The sequence below is a fragment of the Maribacter arcticus genome, from assembly GCF_900167935.1.
GTDB classification, from domain to species: domain Bacteria; phylum Bacteroidota; class Bacteroidia; order Flavobacteriales; family Flavobacteriaceae; genus Maribacter; species Maribacter arcticus.
On record NZ_FUYL01000006.1, the window covers coordinates 1 to 17,861 of the forward strand.

Genomic DNA, 17,861 nt, shown 5'->3' on the forward strand with positions numbered 1-17,861 from the left:
GTTGATACAAACAACACGGTGACCACTTTGGTGGACAACCTGGACGGCAGCTTTACCTATACATCAGAGAATGGTACGCCGGTACAGTTCCAAGCATCTACCATTACAGATAATGGCGATGGAACATCTACGATTGGTTTAGCTGATGGCGGAACTATTACAGTAGACAACGATGGAGTGGATAATGTAGACGATGCGGATAATAATCCAAATAATGAGATACAGATAATTGAATCAACAGATGGTTCAGTTACTGTTAATCAAAGTGGTATCAACTATAATCTATCGGTACCAACAGCAAACGGTTCAGAAACAATTGTAGAAGCTGCACCAGATACTGACATTAGTGTTACGGGCACGGGTACTTCTGCAAATCCATATTTAATTGCCAATACCAGGCCAGATATTTTCTATCCACCTTCAATTGCTGTAGATGTGGCAACAACGGGTACAGGTAGAACAATAGATTTACATTCAGAGTACATGATACAATACGGTACACCAGTTGTAATAAGTTCAGGGGCACCAGCAGCAATACCAACGTATGCAAATAACGAGTTATATTATTATGTGACGTATTTTGATCCTACCGTTTTTGCTAATGTAAGTGTAGATAACGTTGGTGTAATGACATATGATGTTATAGCAAGCCCAACAGACTATAACACATTAATTAATGTTGTGTTTGTAGCTCAATAAATAGCTAATTAAAAAATAGATCCCAAATCGATTTGAAAAAAACGCATATATATAAAACCATATTTCTCAGTATTGTTACTACAGTACTAGGAGTTTTGGTATCCAATGCCCAGTTTTTACTTCAGGCACCAACAGATAGCGATCAAAATAATTTTCGTTGGTATGAAGCTTCAGATACAACAACTGTGCTTGGTACAGATTCCTATTATGAGGTAACTCAGCCAGGTATTTATTTTGCTACCTACGATGGTACTTTATGTGGGTCTAATGCAACGGGCTATTTTATAGTAACTGATTGTAATAATCCAAATAATGAAGTGACTATGGATGTTACTTCTAATGTGCCCAGTAGCGCCACGATTAGATGGAATCCTCCAGTAAGTGGAGATCAATTAAGGCCTATGGTTATTGCAACTGACGCCGTTGTGAAATATACTGCACTAGTTACAAAAGCAGTTAATACGTTTAGTCTACCAAATTTTACAGTGGTGTGTTTACCTGAAGCGGCTGATTTAGTAGATGATGTAGTAACTACCGATGAAGAAGTTCCTGTTATTATTGATATTTATGCTAATGATGCAGATTTACCAAATATAGGAGCATTAACAACTACAGATCCTTTAAACGGAACGGTGACCATAGATGATGGTGGTACGCCAAATAATCCATTAGATGATATAGTTACCTATACGCCAGATGTAGATTTTAACGGTACAGATAGTTTTGACTATACAGTTTGTAATAGTTATGGAGATTGTAGCACGGCAACGGTTACTATTTCGGTTTTACCGATAGTTGATACTAATGATGACTCTGTAGCAATAAATAGTAATGAGATTAGAGCTATTGATACTTGGCAAATTAATGATAATGATTTGCCAGCTACAGGAACGTTTAGTGTAACCCAACCTAACAATGGTTCGGTAACAGTTGATGATAATGGTACGCCGAATAATCCAACTGATGATATACCAACATATTTTCCAAATAATAATTATATAGGAATAGATGCTTTTGATTATACAGTTTGTGATGCATTAGGTAATTGTAGCACATCGACCATTACTATTTTAATTAATCCGTTAGGTGTCGATATAGATAGCGATGATGATGGTATTGTTGACAGTTTTGAAGATTTAAATTTAGATGGCGATAATGATCCGTCAACGGATCCAACAGATTCTGATGGTGACGGTTTCCCAGACTACTTAGATATTGATAGTGATGGTGACGGTATACCAGACAATGTTGAAGCTCAAGCTACAGCAGAATATATAGCTCCTTCAGGCATTGATTCAAATAACAATGGTTTGGATGATGCTTATGAAACAAACGGTTTAATGGGAATATTCCCTGTAGATACCGATGGCGACAATCTTCCTGATTATTTAGATGAAGACAGTGATAATGATAATATTCTTGACGAAATAGAAGGCCATGATTTTAACCAAGATGGTATTGCAGATGTTGTAAGAATAGGATCTGATAAAGATAATGATGGTCTAGATGACGGATTTGAAGGTTCTATTTCTGTAGACATAGATGTGAACGACGAAATTGATAATCCCTATGCACAACTTCCAAATACTGATAACGATGAAGAATCTGATTATAGAGATACTGACGATGATGACGATGGCATAGAAACTGTTGATGAAGATGTGAATCTTAATAGTAATTATATTGATGATGACTCAGATGATGATGGTATTCCAAACTACTTAGATTCAGATTTAGGTCAGTTAGAAGAAGAAATTGAAGTTTTCAACGTTATTACACCTAACGGTGATGGTATTCATGATGAATTAAGAATATCAGGCTTAGAAAACTATCCTAACAATACATTAAAAATCTATAACAGATGGGGTGTATCAGTTTATAATACAAGAGCATATAATACAGAAGGGAATGTTTTTAATGGCACATCTGAAGGTAGGGTAACAATTGATGTTGACAGTAAATTGCCAGTAGGTACATATTTCTATATTCTAGATTATGAATTACCTAACGGGGAAACAAAATCACTTTCTGGTTACATATATATTAATAGATAAGAAGAATGTTGAAATCATATATAACCATAAATAAAATAAGCATTTTAAAACAGGTTTTCACTATCGTGACATTCTGTTATGGTGTATTTTCTTATGGCCAACAAGATGCACAATATACCCAGTATATGTATAATACGGTAAGTGTAAATCCTGGTTATGCCGGTTCAAGAGGGCATATAAGTATTGCTGCACTGCATCGGTCACAATGGGTAGGTTTAGATGGTGCGCCAAAAACACAAACTTTTAATGTTCATTCACCTATAGGATATAGAGGGCTAGGTTTAGGTTTGTCAATTGTAAATGATGAAATAGGACCGACCTCAGAAACTAATATTGACATAGATTTTTCATATACAATTTGGACATCGACAGAAGGTAGGTTAAGTTTTGGTCTTAAGACCAGTGCTAATTTGCTAGACATAAAATTTTCAGAATTAAATCAATATTCAACAGACCCAACTTTACAACAAGATATTGATAATAGGCTTTCGCCTAATATTGGTGCTGGAGTCTATTATCATACTAATAAATTTTATTTAGGATTATCAGTGCCGCGTTTCTTGGAGACATCACATTTTCAAGAGACTAATTTATCAACTGCAAAAGAGCAAATGAATTTATATCTAATAACTGGGTACGTTTGGGATTTGAATGAATTTGTAAAATTTAAACCAACAATACTTACTAAGGTGGTATTAGGAGCACCTGTGCAATTAGATTTATCAGCAAATTTTATGTTAAATGATAAATTTATTATTGGAGCAGGCTACAGATGGGATGCTGCAATTAGTGGTATGGCCGGGTTTAATGTTTCAAATAAATTTTTAATCGGTATTGCCTATGATAAAGAAACGACAGAGCTGGGTAATGCAGCCTTTAATGACGGTTCTTTTGAAGTGATTTTCAGATATGACTTTATATCTACTAAAAATAATTTGAAATCTCCACGATTCTTCTAGATTGGTCTATTAACGTATTATTATATGTTCTACTTTTCGTAGAATAAGTTAAACGCCTTATTTTTACCTAATGAAGGAAGAAGAGGTAATTCTTGTAAATCAAGAAAACGAACAGATAGGTACCATGCCTAAAATGGAAGCTCATGAAAAAGCTTTGCTTCACAGGGCATTTTCAGTTTTTATTGTAAATGACGAGGGTGAAATAATGTTGCAGCAACGTGCGGCATCAAAATATCATTCACCTTTATTATGGACTAACACATGTTGTAGTCACCAAAGGGTAGGGGAATCGAATTTAGATGCTGGTAAGCGAAGACTTCAAGAAGAAATGGGCTTTGAGGCAGAATTAAAAGAACTTTTCTCCTTTATATATAAAGCTCCGTTCGATAATGGTTTAACCGAACATGAATATGATCATGTGATGATAGGGAATTTTAATACGAAGCCTAAAATTAACCCCGAAGAGGTTGAGGCTTGGAAATGGATGTCACCAGAATTGGTTAAGAAAGACATTGCCGATAACCCAAAGGAATATACGGTTTGGTTCAAAATTATTTTTGAAAAATTCTACCAACATTTATTTAATACAGCAGAGAACAATGAAGGTTAAGGTTAGTAGAAAAGCACATTTTAATGCGGCTCATCGGTTGTATAAAAAAGAATGGGATGACGCAAAAAACACCGATATTTTTGGTAAATGCAACAATCCAAATTTTCATGGGCACAACTATGAATTAATAGTAAGTGTTACAGGTGAGATTGATTCAGAAACAGGTTTTGTTATGGATATGAAGGAGTTAAAGGATTTAATCAAGCAAGAGATTGAAGATTACCTCGACCATAAAAATCTTAATATAGAAGTAGAGGAGTTTAATAATTTAAATCCAACGGCCGAAAATATTGCTGTGATTATTTGGAAAAGGTTGAGACCCCATATTTCTTCTTCAAATGAATTAGAAATAGTTCTTTTTGAAACACCTAGAAATTTTGTAACATTTTCGGGATAATCTTTTTGTCATATAATGTAAGAAAATTCTTTATTTAACGTTATTGTTTTAAGATTTTTAAAATTTAAATTATGACCCTATATCCGCTTAAATTCAGACCGATTCTTAAAGAAAGACTCTGGGGTGGCACAAAACTTAAAGAAGTATTAGGTAAACCAATTGAGAGCGATATTACTGGCGAGAGTTGGGAGTTATCTACTGTTAAAGGAGATATTTCTGTAATTGTAAATGGCAGCTTAGAAGGTAAATCACTACAAGAATTAATTGAATCTAATGGTGAAGAGCTATTAGGTAAAAGTGTCGTAGAAAGGTTTGGGAAAGAATTTCCGATATTAATTAAGTTTATTGATGCCAAGCAAGATTTGTCGATACAATTACATCCTAATGATGAATTGGCAAAAGAACGTCATGATTCTTTTGGTAAAACAGAAATGTGGTATATAATGGATGCTGACCCAAAAGCAGAATTGATTGTAGGGTTCAACAAAGATGTCACTAAAGAAGAATATGCTGAAAGTATTGATAATGATACACTATTGGATCTTCTTAATTATGAACAAGTTAAAGAAGGAGATACGTTTTTTATAAATACTGGAAAAATTCACGCAATTGGAGCAGGAGTGATGTTGGCAGAGATTCAACAGACTTCAGATGTAACTTACCGCGTATTTGATTTTAATCGTAAAGACAAAGAAGGTAATCTTCGAGAATTGCATACAGAGCTTGCGCTTGATGCGGTAGATTATAAAAAGAAAGATGATTTTAAGGTTTCTTATAGCCAAGACTTAAATAAAGTCAGTGAAATGGTTGACTGTCCTTATTTTAAAACAAATTTCATTCAATTAACAGAAAACCTTGAGTTGGATATTACTAAACGTGATTCTTTTACCATATTTATGTGTGTTGGTGGCGAAGTGGTAATAAAAACATCGGAGGGTGAAGTATTGATTAAAAATGGTGAAACAGCACTATTACCAGCTATTACCAAAAAGATTTCATTGCAATCTAAGGGAGCTAAACTTCTAGAAGTGACTATTTAGAGCATAATTTACTCTTCAGCAACTCAAATATTGTATTTTTGCAAAAAAATAATTAGTAATGGCAAGTATAAAAAATTTAAAGAAAGATATTAATAATGTTCTTGGTGACATTATAGAAGGTGTTTATATAGTAGATGCTGCAAACGGAAAGAACAATTCTAAAGAAGGTTCAGCTATTATTGATGAGGCTATTTCGAATTTTGATGAACTTATCGTTAAGGTTAACGAAAGTAAAGTTGAAAATAAGAAGGCTCATTTCAATGAAGTAAGAAATGATTTGGAAACTAAAGCTAATAAATTAGTAGAAAAACTAAACAAGTTAGCTTAATTTAAAGTTTCGATTTTAGATTAATAAAAAAAGCATCCTAATTATAGGATGCTTTTTTATTTTCTAACTGTTTTGTTAATAATATTATTTCTTTTTCAACAGTAAAGCCAACTCCTCACCATATTTTGAGTTCGCTACTTCTGGTGAAAGAACACTATATATAGAATCTAAATATTTGACATTGGCATCTGGTATTTCTTTTAAAGCAATATAAGGTGCTACGAATGAATTTTTATTGTTGAGTGCAAAGTTGATAGCAAATGCATAACCTCTTTGTAAATTTCTATTACTGATATTTTCTAAAGAATCGATACTTACTTGAGATAGTTGATTTTCAGGTTGTGAAGCCTTCATCATGATTTCAATATTTTTCTTATTGATGCCAGACATAGTCATTCTATACTCCTCTAATTTTTCATGGCTTTTAGACCCAGAAATTTTTGCGGTAGTATCAAAAGTATTCCAATCTGTATTGATAGTAATTGTACCAGGTTCGGCAAAAAAAGTGATTCGGTCATTTATGTCATTGTTATCTTTCTTTTTCAAGTATAGATAATAAATTTCGGGACTTTCTAATTTACTCTTAAAAGTAAAATTACCATCACCATTTATTGCTAAGGAGTCAACAGTAACTAAAACAGAATCAGGCACATGTTGTAAATAAAGCATACCTTTTTTTAGGCCTTTAACTTTACCAGTTACAATTAATGTTTCTTCTGCGTTATCGCCACAAGAACTTAATACTAGCATAGAAACTAAAACAACTATTAATCTTTTCATTCGTATAATTTAGGCCGCAAATATCTATAAATTTTAATAGAAATGATTGGCTACTTTTAATTTGTTATTAAAAAAGTGGTTATTATAATTTTGAGGCAACCTCCATTAAATAAGCACAAAGTAATGCCCCACCAGTACCGACAACATAACCTAAAACGGCTAATAGCACACCAACAGAAGTTAATGAAGGATGAAATTCAGCAGCCACTACTGGAGCGGAAGCGGCCCCACCAACATTAGCTTGGCTACCTACTGCTAAAAAGAAATAAGGTGCTTTAATCAATTTCGCTACTAAAATCATGAGTGCGGCATGTATGGTTATCCAAATAAAACCTACTGCAATTAAGCCAGGATTTTCAAGAACCTTTCCTAAATCCATTTTCATGCCTATGGTAGCAACCAAAATATAAATGAACATTCCGCCAATTTTACTAGCACCTGCACCTTCATAATTTTTGGCTTTGGTAAAAGAGAGCGCAATACCCAAACCAGTTGCAATAACTACCATCCAAAAGAAGCTAGAGCCTAAGAAAGATAGAAAACTTTTTTGGTTGCTAACAGCGTCAAAATTACGAGTTAAAAACGTACTTATTTCATCTCCAAAGAAATGGGAAATACCAACGGCGGTAAATGCTAAAGAAAGCATAATCATATAATCGCTTAAGGTTGGTACACGTGTGATTTTTTCAGTAAACTCGGTTACTTTTATTCTTAAGGTTTCAATAGCTGAAGTATCGGCTTTTAACCATTTGTCAATTTGTTTTGTTTTACCTACTCCTAATAAAACTATTGCCATCCAAACATTGGCCACAACGATATCTATCAATACCATACCACCATACTTTTCAGGATTGTATTGAAAAATTTCGAGCATTGCGGCTTGGTTAGCTCCGCCACCAATCCAACTACCGGCAATGGTAGAAAGACCTCTCCAAATTGCGTCAAAATCATTTCCACCTACGGTATCAGGGGAAAATATGGAAACTATAAGGATAGCAATAGGACCGCCAATAATAATACCGGCACTGCCTGTTAAGAACATTATGATGGCTTTAGAGCCTAAATTGGATATCGCTTTTATATCTATGCTCAATGTCATTAAAACCAAAGCAGCTGGCAGTAAATATCTACTTGCCATAAAATATAAGTTTGAAATTTCATCTGAAATTATACCGGTACTGGTAAGAATAGCAGGTAATAAATAGCACATAAGCACTGCAGGTACTATAGAATAGAACTTGCTCCAAAAACCGGTTTTTAAGTTAGAGGTATAAAAAATAAAACCTAAACAAAGTGTTAGCAATCCAAAGACTACAGTATCATTACTAATTAACGGTTGAGCGAGTAGGTTGTGCATAACTGTTTTGGTGGTTGCTATTTTCAAATATACTTAATTAACCAAGTGTTCTTCAATAAAATGAGCAACGCCGTCATCAGTGTTTTTTAAAGTAACGTAATTAGAAATAGCTTTAACTTCTTCTCGAGCATTTTCTACAGCAACACTACAGCCAACATTTTCAAGCATTTCAATATCATTATAGTTGTCACCAAAAGCAATAATATCCTCTAATGAATCATTACTGTCCATTAATAATTTTATGGCTGAGAGTTTTGAAACAGATATTGGAGCAATCTCGATTAATGTGTCGTTAGAACGATAAAGATTTAGCTGAACGCTAAATTTTTCTTTAAGCAGTGGCATTAATATATCTGCACTCTCTTTAGTACACATTAACATGATTTTATGCGCACCAATGTTTCTTTGTTCCCAATTCGATAAAGTAGTGGAAGTTGATTCAAATGTGGGTGTTGATTTTGTGTATTTAGTTTCTTTTTCAACCCTAATAGAAGGTTGAGGAACATACCATTCATTATAGTAATAAAGTCCTAAATCAGCTTCTAAATCACTACAGAGATTATAGATTTTTTTTAATATATTAACAGGAATAATTACGGATGCTAATTCTTGTTGACCCGATAGAACAAGTGCGCCATTATAGCATATGATAGTTTCATTCGTGATGCCTAAACTTTCTTGAATATATCTCATTCCACTTGGCATTCTTGCCGATACCAAAATAATACGTGTGTCATTCTTAATCTTGCTAATCTGTTCGATGGCGTATTTTGAAACATTGCTTTTAGTTGAAAGTAATGTTCCATCTAAATCAGAACATAATATTTTATATTTCATTTTAGATATTTAACCAATAAGTAAACTTGAGATTTATCGACCTATATTTTGGTTCAAATGAATTCACGAAATAATTATCATTATACACTATGAACAAATCTGACAAAGGTGCAAAACGCCATTGTAATCTAGAATTGAAACCAAGGTTATCACGTTGGTTGCTATATTGAATTAAGGTGGACCAAAATATAGATTTGCTAAAAGTAAGGTCTATTTTAGGACTTATAAGCCATATATCTGCGCTAGGGTATGGGTCTGGTAAAGTTATTTGGTCATAATTCAACAATATGGATACAAAAGCCTTGGGTTGAATTCGTAAGGTCATTTTAGTTTCTAATGAAACTCTATCTCCATTAAAAAAACGACCTAAGGTTGTTTCTGCACTGTAGGAGAAAATTTTACGCATATCAGATTGATAATTTGCTCTAACATTATTGTAATGGTAACCTTTATCTCCCGGTATGGGAGTGGCTTCTTCAGTATTCGTTGGATCAAAGGAATCAAATAAGTAGGTGTAGTTATTAGACATTCCTATTTCAGCCTGAGATTGGTTATTAAAATTAAAGGACCAGGCACTTCTAAATTCATAATCTGTATTCTGGAAATTATTTTTTGGGCTCCAAATAAATATGGGGAATATTTCAAATCCATGATTTTGAATAGGACCATTTTTAGGCCAAAAGACACGTTGTGCACTAAATATCCCCTTAAATATATCGGTTCTACGCACAAATCCTAAATCCGATGAAAAATCTTCATTCACATAGACCGCCTTACTATAAAAGTTATAGTTTCTGGCATTATAACGCATATTCATTCCGCTTGCCATATTACCCTCACTATCATCTGGGCTAAATGATTTGTGGGCAAAGAACTTACCGTTCCATCGGTTTTGTTTTGAGGCTAAATTATAGTCAAGACCTAAAACTCTATTATATTCATCTTCTCGATTAACAAAGTCATATTCCTTAAAAGATTGTTTGTTTATGAAAAACATACCAACATTGGATCTAGAAAAGACCCTCTGCTGTAATGCAATCATAGTATTATTGTTAGATGCAATTTCATTTATGCGGTCTTCAGCAGTTTGAATATTGAGTAGGCCTACACGTAAATCTTTTGTGATTTTACCACTCAGCCTTATACCGCCAATAATTTTATTTTCAATGGTGTTGCCTGCGGTGTCTTCGGCGATTCCAATACGCCTAGAGAAAAAGGGGTTAGCATCTCGTTGATCACCAAAGCCTGCAAAAAGGTCATTATTATCAATAAAAAATTGCCTTTTTTCGGGTAAAGAGACTTCAAATCGGGTTAGGTTCGTTACTTGATCGTCTGCCTCTACTTGTGAAAAATCGGGATTTACCGTAATGTCTAGGTTAAGGCTGTTGCCTACTGATACCTTTACATCTCCTCCAAAATTAAAATCGTTTAAACTTTCATTATTGGTAAAATCTTTTTGTGAAAGTGTATTGATATAGGGTATAATGGCTAGCGGAGTCCTTGATTTACCCAAAGGCTTTTCAAAAATCATATCTCCCATAAAAGCCAGATTATAAATCAATTGGTTTTGTGGAATTCTTGTCCAAGTACTGCGTTCATTAGATTGGGTATCTACCCTGTAACTATTAAATCGCCATTTTGTGGAGCCTTCCTCAAATTTCAATGAAGTAAAAGGGATAATCATTTCTGCAGTAAAATAACCATCATACATCTTGGCATCACCTTTCCATTTTACATCCCAAGAAAGATTAAAATCACGCCGATCTCCCCCTCCGTTTGAAATTAGGGCTTCTCTACGAACTCCATAAGGATTAATGCCAAATAAAAATGCATTTGTGCCATCATTGAAAGTGTCAAATACCAATGAAAAACTGTCGCTTCCGCTTCCTCTGAAATCTCGTTTTAAAGATTGTAGTGAATAGTTCTTGCCTACAGAACTTGCCTTAATAGCGATATAAAGGTTTTTGTCGTCATAAAGCATCTTAATTTCTGATTGCTCTCTTGCCTGTATAGAATCTAAAGGGAAATATTCCCAAAATTCATTTGCACTTTCTGCAAATTTCCAAATAGGTTCGTCTAACGCACCATCAGCAATAATACTCTCCTCAATGTATTTTACGGTAAAGGATTTAACCTCCTCTTGACAAAAAATAATTAATGAGAAAAATGAGAATATAAAACTAAGGGACACTTTTTTCATAATGTAGTTCTCTTTAAAATTATCATAATCTCTTGGGTAGTTTTATAATTATATATTCAACCAATACGTGAATTTTAGATTTAAAGATCGATACTTTGGTTCAAATGAATTCACAAAATAGTTGTCATTATACACAATGAACAAATCAGATAAAGGAGCAAAACGCCATTGTAGTCTAGAATTGACACCAAGATTATCGCGTTGGTTGCTGTATTGAACCAATGTTGACCAAAACACCGATTTACTGAATGTAACATCTATTTTAGGGCTAATCAGCCAAATGTCTGCGCTAGAGTATGGTGCAGGTAAGGTGATTTTATCGTAGTTCATAGCCAAAGATAAAAACACCTTGGGTTGGAACCTTAGAAACATTTGTCCTTCTATAGAAAAGCGGTCACCATTAAAGAAACTCCCCATTTCTGGTTGAATAGCATATGCAAACCTTTTTCTACTATCAGATTTATATTCTAAGGAAATGCTATTGTAATAATATCCTAATTCACCTGGTAAGGGTATTGCTCCATCAATATTGGTCGGGTCAAACTTATCAAAAAGATAGGTGTAAGAATTATTATATTTCACATTAATTTCTGATAGATCTGTGAATTTAGATTCCCAAGAACTCATTAATTCACGGTCAGTGTTTTGGAACTCATTATCAGGACTCCAGGTAATGATTGGGAAAAATTTAAAACTATGGGTTTGCAAGGCACTATCCTCTGGCCAAAAAATACGCTCGAACATTGTAGCCGTTTTAATAATATCAGTTCTACGAATAAAGCCAAGATCAGATCTAAAATCGTCCCCTACGTAAGCTATGTCTTCAAAAAAGTTCCAATTTCTAGAATTATATTGAAGAAAGGCACCAGATGAATAGTCTTTGTTACCTGAATTGTGAGCAAAAGATTTATGAAGATAGAATTTACCGTTCCAGACATTATTGTCTGAAATAAGGTTGTAGTCTATACCTGCAACCCTATTATAACGGTCTTCAGGGTCTTGAAATTCATAATCCTTAAAAGTTTCTCTATTGATAAGGAACATGCCAATATTAGAACGGCCAAATACAGTTTGCTGTAAAGCAAGCATAGTATTGTTATTTGAAGCAATGTTTAAGTCAAGATCTTCAGCCGTTTGTAGGTTCAAGAATCCTAATCTAAGTGATTTGTTCACCTTTCCACTTAAACGAACACCTCCAATAATTTTGTTTTCTATTGAATTATCGGCAGTATCCTTGGCAATACCAATTCTTCGAGAAAAGAAAGGATTTGCATCTCTCCCCCCTCCAAAACTTCCGAACAGGTCACTGTTATCGACAAAAAATTGCCTTTTTTCGGGTAGTGATACTTCAAAACGAGTTAGGTTGGTTACTTGGTCATCTACTTCTACTTGAGAAAAATCTGGATTTACAGTTATATCTAAATTCATACTATTACCAATAGGAATTTTGACATCTCCACCAACCTTAATATTGGTAGTAGGTTCGTTCAATTCAAAGTCCTTCTGAGTAATCACGTTAACATAAGGAATGAAGGCTAGGGGAGTTCTGTATTTACCTAAAGGTTTTTTAAAAACCATATCACCCATAAAGGTTAAACCATAAATATTTTGATTTTGTGGAATATTCATCCAAGTACTATTCTCATTAGATTGGGTGTCAAATCGATAGCTGTTGAATCTCCATTTGGTTTCACCTTCCTTAAATTTGAAGGCGGTTAATGGGATTACCATTTCAGAGGTATAATAATCGTCATAAATCTTAGAATCACCTCTCCATTTAACATCCCATGAAATGGTAAAGCCATTTAAATTTAATCCACCACCAGAAACTAAACCTTCACGTCTTACGCCATAAGGATTAATTCCAAATAGAAAAGCATTATTACCATCATTGAAGGTGTCGAAGAGTAAAGTTATATTATCGCTATTACCTGCTCTAAAATCTCTTTTTAAGGACTGTATTGAGTAATCTTTACCGGCAGTGTAAACAGTTATACCGATGTAAAGGTTATCATCATCATATAACATTTTTATTTCGGTCTGCTTTTTGGCTTGTATCGAATCTAATGGAAAATATTCCCAGAATTCATTGGCTGAATCAGCAGTTTCCCAATAGGGTTCATCAAGAATGCCATCTGGAACTATTGTTGCGTTAATCTGCTTTACAATAAAAGATTTATTGGTTGTTTGCGCGCTGCTAAAAAAGCAAAAAAGAAAAAGCACGAATGTGCTAACGTACTTGGCCATTATTGGTGGTAATTTGTTGGTTGACCAAATTTAAGTTTTTGTTTAGTTAAATAAATGCTAAACTTATTCTGCTTTGTTTTTTTTAGGCTCTCTTTTAGATTCTTTTAAGGTCTTCATTAGCATCCATTCAATTTGACCATTGGTACTACGAAACTCATCTGCAGCCCATTTTTCAATAGCCTGCAGCATCTCTTCATTTACCCGTAATGCAAAAGGTTTTTTCTTACTCATTTAGAAATTAAGTATTTAGGTTACCAAACTTAATAACAGTAATCATCTCTTAGTGATTCAAAGTACCTGTATTTACAATTGGTGTTACATCTTTATCTGAACAAAGCACAACCATAAGATTACTTACCATGGCAGATTTTCGTTCATCGTCTAAAGCTACCAAACCTTTTTTACTTAATTCTTCTAAAGCCATTTCTACCATGCTAACAGCCCCTTCAACTATTTTATGTCTTGCGGCTACAATGGCAGTAGCTTGTTGTCTTTTCAACATTGCGTTTGCTATTTCTTGAGCATATGCTAAATAGCCAATACGAGCTTCTAATACTTCTATGCCAGCCATTGATAGGCGTTCTTGAACTTCTTTCTCTAGTGCTTCACTTACTTCATTAACACTAGACCTAAGAGTGATGTCTTCCACTAGACCCTCATCGGCAAAATTGTCATAGGGGTACATACTTGCTAGTTTACGGACGGCAGCATCAGTTTGCACTCTAACAAAATTTTGATAATCATCAACATCAAAAGCAGCTTTATAGGTATCAGTCACTCGCCAGACTAAAATGGTGCTGATCATAATAGGGTTGCCTAATTTGTCATTAACCTTTAATCGTTCACTGTCGAAATTACTTGCCCTTAAAGAAATTCTCTTTTTAGTGTATAAGGGATTTACCCAGAACAGGCCATTTTCTTTAATTGTGCCTACGTATTTTCCAAATAAAAGTAAAACTCGTGAGCTATTTGGGTTAACTAGAACAAAGCCTGCGCACATAATTAATGCTGCAATTATCATAAAGGCACCAACATAAATTCTTAGAAGTGCAATTCCTCCAATTAATAAAACTAAAGCAACAAAAAGCATTACGTAGCCATTCTGTGCACTGTGGGTTTTTTCTACTTTCATAATTTATGATATTAAAATGATATCATAAATATATTAAAATAATTTTAAAAAAGGTGTATTTATTTTCTATTTTGAAATTTTAATATTATCCATTAAACTTTTTAGTCTTCTTTTTATTCGGATTCTTAAACAATCGCTTAAAGAATCCATCGCGCTTTATTGGGTCGCAATTCAAGGCATCTATAACGGAAGCTGAAGGTTTTGGAAAACTCCTTTTCGTGTACCTGTCAAAGTCTTTATTCTGATTTAGTTGTTTCATCCAAAGTCCGAACATAGGCAAAGCTGCATTTGCCCCTTGACCAATACTAGTGTTGCTAAAGCCGATTTCGTGTTGGTCAAGTCCAACCCAAGTTAAATGCACAAGGCTAGGGGTGAGTGCAACAAACCAAGCATCTTTGTTATTTTGGGTAGTTCCAGTTTTACCTGCCATGTCATTTTTGAGCCCGTACGTACTTCGTAATCTAGATGCTGTACCCGAATTAACAGTTGACTTCATCATTTCTATCATAATTTGTCCCGTCTCTTTTGAAAATGCAGCTTCAGAACTTAAATTTGATTTAAATTCCACCAAAACTGAATCTTTATTATCCGTAATACGCTTAATTAAAATTGGTTTTATGTGTTTACCTTTATTAGCATAACTAGTATATGCCTGTGCTAAGTCTAGAATTTTTATTTCTCCTGTTCCTAAAGCAATAGACGCTTCATTGGGTAGTTTTTCATCAATACCCATTTCTTTAGCCATCTTTAATACATTGTTAATGCCAGCTTTCTCCAAAACTTTCACGGCAATAGTATTAACTGAATTGCTCAAGCCTTCTTCCATTGAATAATTTAGGTACGCTTCATCTTTATCTCCAGAATTACCGGGCGACCATCCCTTTAAATTATCATATTCAACCTCTTCTGCAGAGAAATATGTACATGGGGCTACACCCTGTTCTAAAGCCGCAGTATATACGATAGGTTTAAAAGTAGAGCCTACTTGACGTTTACTTTGCGAGATATGGTCGTATTTGTACTGTTTAAAATTAATACCGCCAATCCAAACCAAGATATCTCCATTATTAGGGTCAATGGTCAAAGAGCCTGTATTTAAAAATTTAGTATAATGTTGAATACTGTCCATGGTACTTGCCGTTACCTCTTTATCACCTTGCCAATCTATAAAGTTTCTTTTTCTTTTGTCCTTCGTTAGACTATCTATAATTTGTTCATGTGATAAGTTGGCTTTTTGTAATTTTTTATAGGAAGATGTTCTCTTTGCTATTTTTTGCATCAATTTTTTATCCTTTATCCATGGAGCATTTTTACCATAACTCTTTTCGAAATCGTTTTGCAATTTAGTCATGTGCTCAATCATAACCTCTTCGGCTAATTTTTGCATTTTAAAGTTTAGGGAAGTATATATTTTGAGGCCAGAAGTATAAAGATTGTAATCGGAACTATTATTATTTTGGTCGGCAATCCATCGTAACATTTCTTTACGTACCTCTTCTCTGAAATAGGGAGCAATACCTGCATTATAATCAAATTCTCGATAGTCAAGGTTAAGTTCTTCTTGGGTAAACCGATATACTTGTTCCTCTGTAATATAGTTGTTGCCATACATAGCACGTAAAACTAAATTACGTCTACTAAGGCTTCTTTCAGGAAACAATCTAGGGTTATAACCATAGGTAGCCTTTAACATACCCACAAGTGTAGAAGCTTGTGCTGTTGAAATATCTTTAGTACGTGTGTTATAGAATTTTAATGCGGCACTTTCAATACCGAAAGTATTATCCCCAAAAGATACCGTGTTGAGGTAATTGGTTAATATTTCGTCTTTACTGAAAATTTTCTCTAGTCTTTTAGCGATAATCATTTCTTTAACCTTATCGACTACTATATTGGTTTTGTTCCTTTCTTTTCTAGGATAAAGATTTTTAGCGAGCTGCTGAGTCAATGTGCTGCCTCCACCAGCGGAATCATCACTCATGAGAATGGTTTTGAACCCCACCCGAATCAAACTTTTAAAATCTATGCCTGAGTGGTCATAAAAACGTTCATCTTCAATTGATATCAAAGCCTGTTTCAAATGATCAGGAAATTCTTCGAAAGCAACAGGTTGTCGGTCATACAGGTAATATTTGCCAATAAGAACACTATCAGCAGTAAATACTTCTGATGCCATTTGATATTGAAAATTGGAAAGTTCCTTTTTAGATGGAATTTTTCCCCAAAGTCCCAAATTGATACTTAGTATGAAAAGTAAAAAAAAAGCACATAGCCCAAGAATTCCTAAGCCAATAACTTTTAGAATAGAAAGTTTTCGTTTTGATGTTTTGGTTCTCTTTATCTTCATGCTTGCAAGTTCTAATATAAATTTAACCTTACCGAAGTTTTAACAATACCTTAAAGTATGAAATCCTATTTTTGGGCAAAATTTTAAGCATGAAGAATATTTTAGTCTTGTTAGTACTTGTAACTAACCTAACTTTTGCAAATGATCTAGTTTGGTCTAAAACAGGCCATAGGGTTGTTGGTGAAGTTGCGGAGCAACATCTAAGTAAAAAAGCAAAGCGTGCAATTGCAGATTTGTTAGATGGTAAAAGTTTGGCAGCTGTGGCCAATTTTGGTGATGAAATAAAGGCAGATCGTGCGTATAGTAAATTCAGTGCTTGGCATTATGTGAATATTCCTTTCGATAAAACCTATGCTGAAATAGAGCCAAACGAATATGGAGATTTAGTGCAAGGTATAAATACCTGTATTGAAATTATTAAAGATGTAAACAGTACAAAAGAGGATAAAGCTTTCTACTTGAAATTTTTAGTTCATCTTATCGGTGATCTACACCAACCAATGCATGTTGGTAGGGCAGAGGACAAGGGTGGTAATGATATTCAATTACAATGGTTCGGCGACGGCACTAACTTGCATAGAGTATGGGATTCAAATATGATTACTGATAATAGTATGAGTTTTACAGAACTTGCATTCGAATATCCAGAAATGAGCAAGCAACAAATTAATTATTTACAAGATGGCACTTTATTAGATTGGGTAGAAGAGTCGCACCAATTGGCTGAAAAGGTTTATGGGTCTGTAGAACCTGGTGAAAAATTAGGATATAGATATAGTTATGACTGGTGGAATACAGTAGCCGACCAATTACAAAAAGGAGGTATACGACTTGCAGCGGTTTTGAATGAAACGTTTAAATAGGTTGTACATAC

16 protein-coding genes are annotated in these 17,861 nt (G+C 34.1%); 8 read left to right on the plus strand and 8 right to left on the minus strand.

The features are described from left to right. From B5X55_RS18780 to B5X55_RS10210, 7 genes are all read left to right on the plus strand, one after another. A partial coding sequence (locus B5X55_RS18780) for a hypothetical protein (RefSeq protein ID WP_079512527.1) occupies positions 1–699 on the plus strand: 699 nt, incomplete at its 5' end. Between the two features lie 32 nt (positions 700–731). Beyond that, the gene (locus B5X55_RS10185; protein ID WP_079512528.1) at positions 732–2,753 is read left to right on the plus strand and encodes a T9SS type B sorting domain-containing protein; all 2,022 of its coding nucleotides are present in this window, start codon (positions 732–734) and stop codon (positions 2,751–2,753) included. A gap of 5 nt (positions 2,754–2,758) precedes the next feature. Further along, positions 2,759–3,712, plus strand: coding sequence for a PorP/SprF family type IX secretion system membrane protein (locus tag B5X55_RS10190; protein ID WP_079512529.1), 954 nt, complete (start codon positions 2,759–2,761; stop codon positions 3,710–3,712). A 70-nt stretch (positions 3,713–3,782) separates the two neighbouring features. Further along, complete coding sequence (idi, locus tag B5X55_RS10195; protein ID WP_079512530.1) at positions 3,783–4,322, plus strand: isopentenyl-diphosphate Delta-isomerase; 540 nt, start codon at positions 3,783–3,785, stop codon at positions 4,320–4,322. Further along, on the plus strand, positions 4,312–4,719 hold the full coding sequence (locus tag B5X55_RS10200; RefSeq protein ID WP_079512531.1) for a 6-pyruvoyl trahydropterin synthase family protein: 408 nt from the start codon (positions 4,312–4,314) through the stop codon (positions 4,717–4,719). The genes idi and B5X55_RS10200 overlap by 11 nt, the downstream gene beginning before the upstream one ends. A 71-nt stretch (positions 4,720–4,790) precedes the next feature. Next, on the plus strand, positions 4,791–5,759 hold the full coding sequence (locus B5X55_RS10205; protein WP_079512532.1) for a type I phosphomannose isomerase catalytic subunit: 969 nt from the start codon (positions 4,791–4,793) through the stop codon (positions 5,757–5,759). Between the two features lie 58 nt (positions 5,760–5,817). Then, on the plus strand, positions 5,818–6,087 hold the full coding sequence (locus tag B5X55_RS10210; protein ID WP_079512533.1) for a hypothetical protein: 270 nt from the start codon (positions 5,818–5,820) through the stop codon (positions 6,085–6,087). A gap of 84 nt (positions 6,088–6,171) precedes the next feature. Here B5X55_RS10210 and B5X55_RS10215 read toward each other — a convergent pair whose 3' ends face one another. The 8 genes from B5X55_RS10215 to B5X55_RS10250 all read right to left on the minus strand — a co-directional run bounded on the left by B5X55_RS10215 (position 6,172) and on the right by B5X55_RS10250 (position 16,987). Beyond that, entirely contained in the window at positions 6,172–6,867 is a 696-nt protein-coding gene (locus B5X55_RS10215; RefSeq protein ID WP_079512534.1) for a DUF4369 domain-containing protein, read from the minus strand. 82 nt (positions 6,868–6,949) lie between these two features. Next, positions 6,950–8,224: a DUF819 family protein gene (locus B5X55_RS10220; protein WP_079512535.1), complete on the minus strand. Its 1,275-nt coding sequence runs from the start codon at positions 8,222–8,224 to the stop codon at positions 6,950–6,952. Between the two features lie 33 nt (positions 8,225–8,257). Further along, complete coding sequence (locus tag B5X55_RS10225) at positions 8,258–9,061, minus strand: Cof-type HAD-IIB family hydrolase (protein ID WP_079512536.1); 804 nt, start codon at positions 9,059–9,061, stop codon at positions 8,258–8,260. A gap of 1 nt (position 9,062) precedes the next feature. After that, the gene (locus B5X55_RS10230; RefSeq protein WP_079512537.1) at positions 9,063–11,261 is read right to left on the minus strand and encodes a DUF5916 domain-containing protein; all 2,199 of its coding nucleotides are present in this window, start codon (positions 11,259–11,261) and stop codon (positions 9,063–9,065) included. A gap of 48 nt (positions 11,262–11,309) precedes the next feature. Next, positions 11,310–13,508, minus strand: coding sequence for a DUF5916 domain-containing protein (locus B5X55_RS10235; RefSeq protein WP_079512538.1), 2,199 nt, complete (start codon positions 13,506–13,508; stop codon positions 11,310–11,312). A 63-nt stretch (positions 13,509–13,571) separates the two neighbouring features. Continuing rightward, entirely contained in the window at positions 13,572–13,739 is a 168-nt protein-coding gene (locus B5X55_RS10240; protein WP_079512539.1) for a type II toxin-antitoxin system antitoxin, read from the minus strand. A 49-nt stretch (positions 13,740–13,788) separates the two neighbouring features. After that, a complete protein-coding gene (locus B5X55_RS10245; protein ID WP_079512540.1) occupies positions 13,789–14,640 on the minus strand; it encodes an SPFH domain-containing protein in 852 nt (283 codons plus the stop codon). 85 nt (positions 14,641–14,725) lie between these two features. Continuing rightward, positions 14,726–16,987: a transglycosylase domain-containing protein gene (locus B5X55_RS10250; RefSeq protein WP_079512541.1), complete on the minus strand. Its 2,262-nt coding sequence runs from the start codon at positions 16,985–16,987 to the stop codon at positions 14,726–14,728. Between the two features lie 89 nt (positions 16,988–17,076). Between B5X55_RS10250 and B5X55_RS10255 the strand changes: the two genes are divergently transcribed. Then, positions 17,077–17,850, plus strand: coding sequence for a S1/P1 nuclease (locus B5X55_RS10255; protein WP_079512542.1), 774 nt, complete (start codon positions 17,077–17,079; stop codon positions 17,848–17,850). Positions 17,851–17,861 lie beyond the last annotated feature (11 nt).